6 protein-coding genes are annotated in these 6,666 nt (G+C 64.6%); all 6 read left to right on the top strand.

Annotated elements, in window-relative coordinates; genetic code table 11:
* The coding region (locus GPA25_RS23265; RefSeq protein ID WP_484463059.1) for an ABC transporter ATP-binding protein C-terminal domain-containing protein at positions 1–133 on the top strand (133 nt) is incomplete at its 5' end.
* Positions 134–233: 100 nt separating this feature from the next.
* Positions 234–1,277, top strand: coding sequence for a porin (locus tag GPA25_RS23260; protein WP_169262781.1), 1,044 nt, complete (start codon positions 234–236; stop codon positions 1,275–1,277).
* A 225-nt stretch (positions 1,278–1,502) separates the two neighbouring features.
* A complete protein-coding gene (locus GPA25_RS23255; RefSeq protein ID WP_169262780.1) occupies positions 1,503–2,645 on the top strand; it encodes an ABC transporter substrate-binding protein in 1,143 nt (380 codons plus the stop codon).
* Positions 2,646–2,664: 19 nt separating this feature from the next.
* Positions 2,665–4,518: a feruloyl-CoA synthase gene (locus GPA25_RS23250; RefSeq protein WP_169262779.1), complete on the top strand. Its 1,854-nt coding sequence runs from the start codon at positions 2,665–2,667 to the stop codon at positions 4,516–4,518.
* Positions 4,519–4,568: 50 nt separating this feature from the next.
* Complete coding sequence (locus tag GPA25_RS23245; RefSeq protein WP_169262778.1) at positions 4,569–5,339, top strand: crotonase/enoyl-CoA hydratase family protein; 771 nt, start codon at positions 4,569–4,571, stop codon at positions 5,337–5,339.
* Complete coding sequence (locus GPA25_RS23240) at positions 5,336–6,604, top strand: thiolase family protein (RefSeq protein ID WP_169262777.1); 1,269 nt, start codon at positions 5,336–5,338, stop codon at positions 6,602–6,604. Before GPA25_RS23245 ends, GPA25_RS23240 begins: the two co-directional genes overlap by 4 nt.
* The last annotated feature ends 62 nt before the right edge of the window (positions 6,605–6,666 follow it).

Raw genomic sequence — 6,666 nt, 5'->3', positions numbered from 1 at the left:
CGACTACGCCTACGTGCTCGAGACCGGCGAGATCGCGATGGAAGGGCCGGCCAAGCAGCTCGCCGACGATCCGCGCGTCATCGAGGCCTATCTCGGCCTGGGGGGCAAGCATCAGGACAAGCTGGCCGCCTGATTCACCTTTCGCTTCAGCCCGCCTGTGCCGGACGACGCAGGCGGGGCAGGGCTGTGCCCATCGTCCGCTCACAACTATATCGGGACACATAGGAGGAGGCATGAAGGGGTATCGAATTGCAGCGGGATGTGCCGCGCTTGTTACGGTCGCCGGACCGGCGTTCGCGCAGTCGAACGTCACGATTTACGGCGCGATGGACATGTTCGTCGGTTACGCGAAGGGAGAACACAAGGATCTCACGGTCCTCGACAGCGGCGGACTGGAACCGAGTCGCATCGGATTTCACGGCACCGAGGATCTTGGCAACGGATTGAAGGCCCTGTTCCGTCTCGAGAGCGGCATCGCGGTGGATACCGGAGGTACGGTTCCACCCGGTGTGCTGTTCAGCCGGCAGTCGTTTGTCGGTCTGCAGGGAGGATTTGGTACGGTTACCGCCGGGCGTCAACATTCCCCCGGCTACTGGATGTCCCTGTTGCGCTACGACGCGCTGATGGGAGGGCCGTTCTCGCCGGTGACGGCGCTCGCGGCACAGGGCGGGATGAGCATCGTTTCGACCGGTCCGGGGCGGGCGAACAATTCCGTCAACTACAACTCCCCCAACTGGGGCGGATTCACGCTCAGCGCGATGTATGGACTGGGGCAGGAAAGCACGATCAACCGCAATGCCGGGCAGTTCGCTGGAGCAAGTCTCAATTACGCAAATGGCCCCTTGTCCGTCGGCTATGTGTTTCACCGCCTGGACACGAGCACGGTGGCAGCGCCCATCGTCGACCGGCAGCAACGCGAACACATGATCGGTGCTTCATATGACTTCAGTGTGCTGAAACTGATCGCCAGCTATCAGACGCTGGATGGCGAGGTGTCGGCCGACGGCAAACTCTGGAATGTAGGCGTCCGCATTCCGGTTGGCGCTGCCGGAAATGTCCAGATCGGCTATGCAGCTTACGATTCCGATGCGCGTCAATCGGACTCACGCTCCTATGCACTCGGTTACAGCCACAACCTGTCCAAACGTACTGCGCTGTATGCGCGGGTGATCCGCGCCGACAACGACGACGCGGTTGCTCGCAGTGTGTTCAACGGCCTTGCGGTGCCCGGTGGCACGACGACGCTGGTCGGAACCGGTATCCGGCACTCTTTCTGAGATTTTGCCTCGGACCGTCGCGGCGAACGCTAGCGACGCGACGGCCCACGTATTTTCGCTAACAAACTACTTGAACAAGTGTTTGACAAGTGACCTTTGCCTCTGCTAACTTGAACACCATGCCGAGGCACCACAATACCGGCAAGTCACAGAGCGGCCAGACCCGCCAAAAACGTCCAGACCCGATCCTCGTCGGGCGTCAATCACCAAAGGAGTGAGATGAACATGCAAGTCAAGAAACTCGCAGTGCTGTGCTCGATCGCGGCCGTGTCGCACGTCCAGCCGGCCTTGGCGGACATCACGATTGGCGTTTCCTTGTCGGCGACCGGTCCGGGGGCCTCGCTCGGGATTCCGGAAAAGAACGTCTTTGCGCTGTTGCCGACGCAAATCGCAGGCGAAAAGGTGAACTACATCGTGCTCGACGACGCGACCGATCCGTCGGTTGCGACGAAGAATGCGCGCAAGCTGGTCACCGAGGACAAGGTGGATGTGCTGATCGGTTCCTCGACGACGCCGGCGACCGTTGCCATCGCCGAGGTGGCCAACGAGAGTGCCACCCCGCAGGTTGCGATCAGCCCGGTGTCGCTGTCGGCGGACCGCGACAAATGGGTGTTCCGCACACCGCAGCAGAACAGCGTCATGGCCAGCGCGCTCGTCGGGCACATGAAGAAGACTGGCGTGAAGACGCTCGGCTTCATCGGCTTCTCCGACGCGTACGGCGAGGACTGGCTCGGGGCGGTGACGTCGCGCGCCGAAGCGGCTGGCATCAAGCTCGGGCCCATCGAGCGTTATGCGCGAGCCGACACCTCGGTCAGCGGCCAGGTGCTGAAGCTCGTTTCCGTTCGCCCCGACGCGGTGCTGATCGTCGGCTCCGGCAGCCCGGCGGCGCTGCCGCAGACGACGCTGATCGAGCGCGGCTACAAGGGCCAGATCTACCAGACCCACGCGGCGGCGAACCAGGCCTTTCTGAAGGTCGCCGGCAAGTCCGCCGAAGGCGCGATCATGCCGGTGGGGCCGGTCGTGGTCGTCGATCAGGTCGCGGATTCGCATCCGTCGAAAGCGGTCGGGCGCGAGCTGGTGACGAAATACGAAGCGCAGTACGGCGCCGGGTCGTTCTCGTCGTTCGCCGGTCACGCATTCGACGCGTATCGCATCGTCGAGCAGGCAATTCCGGTGGCGCTGAAGACCGCGAAGCCGGGTACCCCGCAGTTCCGTGCGGCGTTGCGCGATGCAATCGAGTCGAACAAGGAAGTCGTTGCGAGCCACGGCGTGTACAACATGAGCGCAAGCGACCATTTCGGCCTCGACGAACGCTCGCACGTGCTCGTGAAGATCGACAGCGGCGCGTACAAAATGATCGGCAAGTGATCGGCGGACGGGGAATCCCATGAGCACTGAGATACCTGAGATCGACGCGATGTTCGCCCGGCCGGTCGTCGACATCGAAACCCGGCCGGATGGCAGCCGCATCCTGCGTTCCGGGATTCCTCTTCCGGACACCTACGCGCGCTGCGTCGGCGAGTGGCTGGAATTGTGGGCGCGCGAGGCGCCGCAGCGGATCTTCCTCGCCGAACGCAATGCCGCGGGCGAGTGGGACACGCTCACTTACGGCGAGGCGAGGCGCCGCGTGGTGGCGATTGCGACCTGGCTGTCAGGGCAGGATCTGTCGGCCGAGCGGCCGGTGGTGATCCTGTCCGATAACTCGATCGAGCACGCGCTGCTGATGCTCGCAGCGATGCACATCGGCGTGCCCTCGTGCGCGATTTCGACCGGCAACTCGCTGATGTCGAAGGATTTCGCGAAGCTGAAGGGCAATATCGAACTGATGCGTCCGGGCGTGATCTATGCCGACCCCGTCGGGCGCTTCGCCGCTGCGATCGATGCGATCCGTCCGCTGCACGACGGCGTCGTGCTCGCCGGCGGACACAGCGAGCCGATGCCGGGCTGCGTGCCGTTTGCGGAAATCGAGGCGAACAGCGACGAAGCGGCGGTGATGGCTGCGTTCGCGCGCATCACCCCGGATACGATCGGCAAGTTCCTGTTCACGTCGGGCTCGGTCGGCACGCCGAAGGCGGTCATCAATACGCAGCGCATGCTGTGTTCGAGCCAGCTCGCCAAGGAACTGGTGTGGCCCTTCCTGCACAATGAGCCGCCGGTGCTGATGGAATGGCTGCCGTGGAGTCACACTTTCGGCAGCAATCACGACTTCAACATGGTGCTGCGCTGGGGTGGCAGCCTGTATATCGACGACGGCAAGCCGACGCCGGCGCTGCTTGGGAAAACCCTGCGCAACCTGAAGGACGTGTCGCCGACGATTTATTTCAGCGTGCCCCGCGCCTATGACATGCTGGTGCCGGAGTTGCGCCGTGACAAGGCGCTGCGGGAGTGCTTTTTCAAGCGCCTGAAACTGATCTTCTACGCGGGTGCTGCGTTGCCGCAGCACTTGTGGGCGGAACTGGAAAACCTCTCCGAAGAGACGACCGGGCGCCGCGTCACGATGGTGTCGTCCTGGGGTTCGACCGAAACCGCGCCGCTCGCGACTGACTGCCATTTCCAGGCGGTACGTTCGGGCGTCATCGGCGTGCCGGTGCCGGGCACCGAACTCAAGCTGGTGAGCTCGGCCGACAAGCTCGAAGTGCGGGTGAGGGGGCCGAACGTGTTCCCCGGCTACTGGAAACAACCCGAACTGACCGCCAAATCCTTCGACGAGGAAGGTTTCTACCTGATCGGCGACGCGGTCGAATTTGTCGATCCCGCTCGCCCGGAACAGGGCTTGCTGTTCGACGGCCGCGTTGGCGAGGATTTCAAGCTGCTGACGGGCACCTGGGTGCATGTCGGGTCGCTGCGCGTGAAGGGTATCGATGCATTGAAGCCGGTTGCGCAGGACATCGTCGTCACCGGTCACGACCGCGACGAAATCGGCTTCCTGGTGTTTCCGAACATTCCCGAATGCCGCTCGCTATGCACGGGGCTGCCCGCCGACGCGCCGGTCGAACAGGTGCTGTCGAATCCGGCGGTGCTGGCGCGCGTGCGACTGGGTATGGCCGCGATGGTGCAGGGCGGCGGCGGATCGTCGACGGTGCCGGCGCGGGCCTTGCTGATGGCCGAACCGCCATCGGTGGAAGCCGGCGAAATCACCGACAAGGGCTACATCAACCAGCGCGCGGTACTGACACGACGCAAGGATCTTGTCGAATACCTGTACGCCGAGATGCCGGACAAGAGTGTCGTCACCGTATAACCGGATGCCGCCGACGGAGGGCGGCACGAAAACGATAAAGGATCGTCGCGATGAGCGAACAACTGGTAAGAACCTCGTACAAGGACCACATCTACACGGTCACGCTGGCCCGGCCGGCCAAGCGCAACGCGATCAGCGACCGCCTGCTGAGCGCGATCGAGGAGGCCTTCATCGCGATGCCCGAAGATGCGCGCGTGATCGTGCTGGCCGGCGACGGCGAGCACTTCTGCGCCGGCCTGGACTTGTCCGAGCATCAGCATCGCGAACCCTTCGGCGTAATGAAGCATTCGCAGAGCTGGCACCGCGTGTTCAATCGCATCCAGAACAGCGGCATCCCCGTTGTCGCCGCGCTGTATGGCGCGGTGATCGGCGGCGGGCTGGAACTGGCGACCGCAACCCACGTGCGTATCGCCGAGCCGAGCACGATCTACCAGTTGCCGGAAGGTCGTCACGGCATCTTCGTCGGCGGCGGCGCATCGGTGCGCGTTGCGAAGATCATCGGGCCGGGGCGCATGTGCGAAATGATGCTGACCGGTCGCATCCTTGATGCCGACGAAGGCCAGCGCCTGGGGCTGTCGCACTACCTCGTTGGCCACGGCGAGGCACTCGCGAAGGCGCAGGAACTCGCGCGCCGCATCGCCGAAAACGCGCCGATGGCGAACTGGGCAATGGTCACCGCGATCAGCCGCATCGACAACATGGCGACCGACGACGGCTTCTATGTCGAATCGCTCACCGCTGCGCTGACACAGACCAGTCCGGAAGTCGCCGAGCGCATCGGCCACTTCCTCAACCGCAAAGGGCAGGGGCCGCAACGATGAATACGAAGACCAATCCTTACGCCGCGTCGGAAGCCGCGGCTCATGCCGGCGCATACAACGACATCTGGCTCGTCACCGGCCAGCGCACCCCCTTCGCCGATTACAACGGCGTGCTGCGCGATGTGTCGCCGACCGATCTTGGCATCTTCGCGGCGCGCGCGCTGTTCGAGAAAAGTGACATCCCGGCGGGCGAAATCGACGCCATCGTCGCCGGCAACATGGCGCAGGCGAGCTTCGACGCCTATTTCCTGCCGCGCCACATCGGTCTGTATTCCGGCGTGAATCCGGCCGTGCCGGCGCTGCTGGTGCAGCGCCTGTGCGGCACCGGCTTCGAGACCATCATCGCCGCGGCCGACCAGATCACGCTGGGCAAGGCCAAGGTCGCGCTGTGTGTGGGCACCGAATCGATGTCGCGCAACCCGATCGCCGCCTACACGCACCGCGCGGGTTTTCGTATGGGCCAGCTCGATTTCCGCGACTTCCTGTGGGAAGCGACCAAGGACACCGCGCCGGGTGCGAGCATGGGCGACACTGCCGAGAACCTCGCCAAGCGCTACGGCATCTCGCGCGAGGAGGTCGACCGCTTCGCCGCGCAGAGCTTTGCGCGGGCCTGTGCCGCGTGGGAAGCCGGCTATTTCGCCGGCGAGGTGACGCCGGTGGTCAATGCGAAATGGGAGCTCGATGGCTACAACGCCCGTGCGCTGAAGCTCGCCGACCGCGCCGAAAGCTGCGAGCGCGACGGCCACGTGCGGCCGACTTCATACGAGGCGCTGCAGAAGCTGAAACCCGCGTTCGGCGGGGTGCAGACCGGCGGCAACAGCTCGGCGATCGTCGATGGCGCCGCCGCGGTGATCGTTGCGCACGGCGACTGGGTGCGCGCGCATGGCGTGAAACCGCTGGCGCGCATCGTCGCCGGCGCGTCGGTGGCGGTGCCGCCGGAAATCATGGGCATCGGCCCGGCTCCGGCGATCCGCGCGGCCGTCGCGAAAGCCGGTTTGACGGTGGGCGACCTCGGTCGCGTCGAGATCAACGAAGCCTTCGGTGCGCAGTACCTCGCATGCGAGCGCGAGCTGGGGCTGGATCGCGACAAGAGCAACGTGCATGGCGGCGCGATCGCGATCGGCCATCCGCTGGGCGCGTCGGGTGTGCGCCTGACGACGACCGTCGCGCGCGAACTGCAGGAAGCCGGGCTGCAATACGGCGTGTCCTCGGCCTGCGCGGGCGGCGGGCAGGGCGTGGCGATCATTGTCGAAAACGCCCTTTGAGGTCGCACTTCCGTAGGAGCGGCTTCAGCCGCGAAGGGATTCCGCAGGGCGGTGTTCGCGGC

Source organism: Aromatoleum diolicum (assembly GCF_012910955.1).
GTDB classification, from domain to species: Bacteria; Pseudomonadota; Gammaproteobacteria; order Burkholderiales; family Rhodocyclaceae; genus Aromatoleum; species Aromatoleum diolicum.
Note: the sequence above shows the minus strand (reverse complement) of the source record. Positions and strands in the feature narration are given on the sequence as shown.

Bases quoted from the DNA above. Each gene is read 5' to 3' on its own strand.
- GPA25_RS23260 (WP_169262781.1), top strand. From the start codon at position 234: ATGAAGGGGTATCGAATTGCAGCGGGATGTGCCGCGCTTGTTACGGTC.
- GPA25_RS23245 (WP_169262778.1), top strand. From the start codon at position 4,569: ATGAGCGAACAACTGGTAAGAACCTCGTACAAGGACCACATCTACACG.
- GPA25_RS23240 (WP_169262777.1), top strand. From the start codon at position 5,336: ATGAATACGAAGACCAATCCTTACGCCGCGTCGGAAGCCGCGGCTCAT.
- GPA25_RS23255 (WP_169262780.1), top strand. From the start codon at position 1,503: ATGCAAGTCAAGAAACTCGCAGTGCTGTGCTCGATCGCGGCCGTGTCG.
- GPA25_RS23250 (WP_169262779.1), top strand. From the start codon at position 2,665: ATGAGCACTGAGATACCTGAGATCGACGCGATGTTCGCCCGGCCGGTC.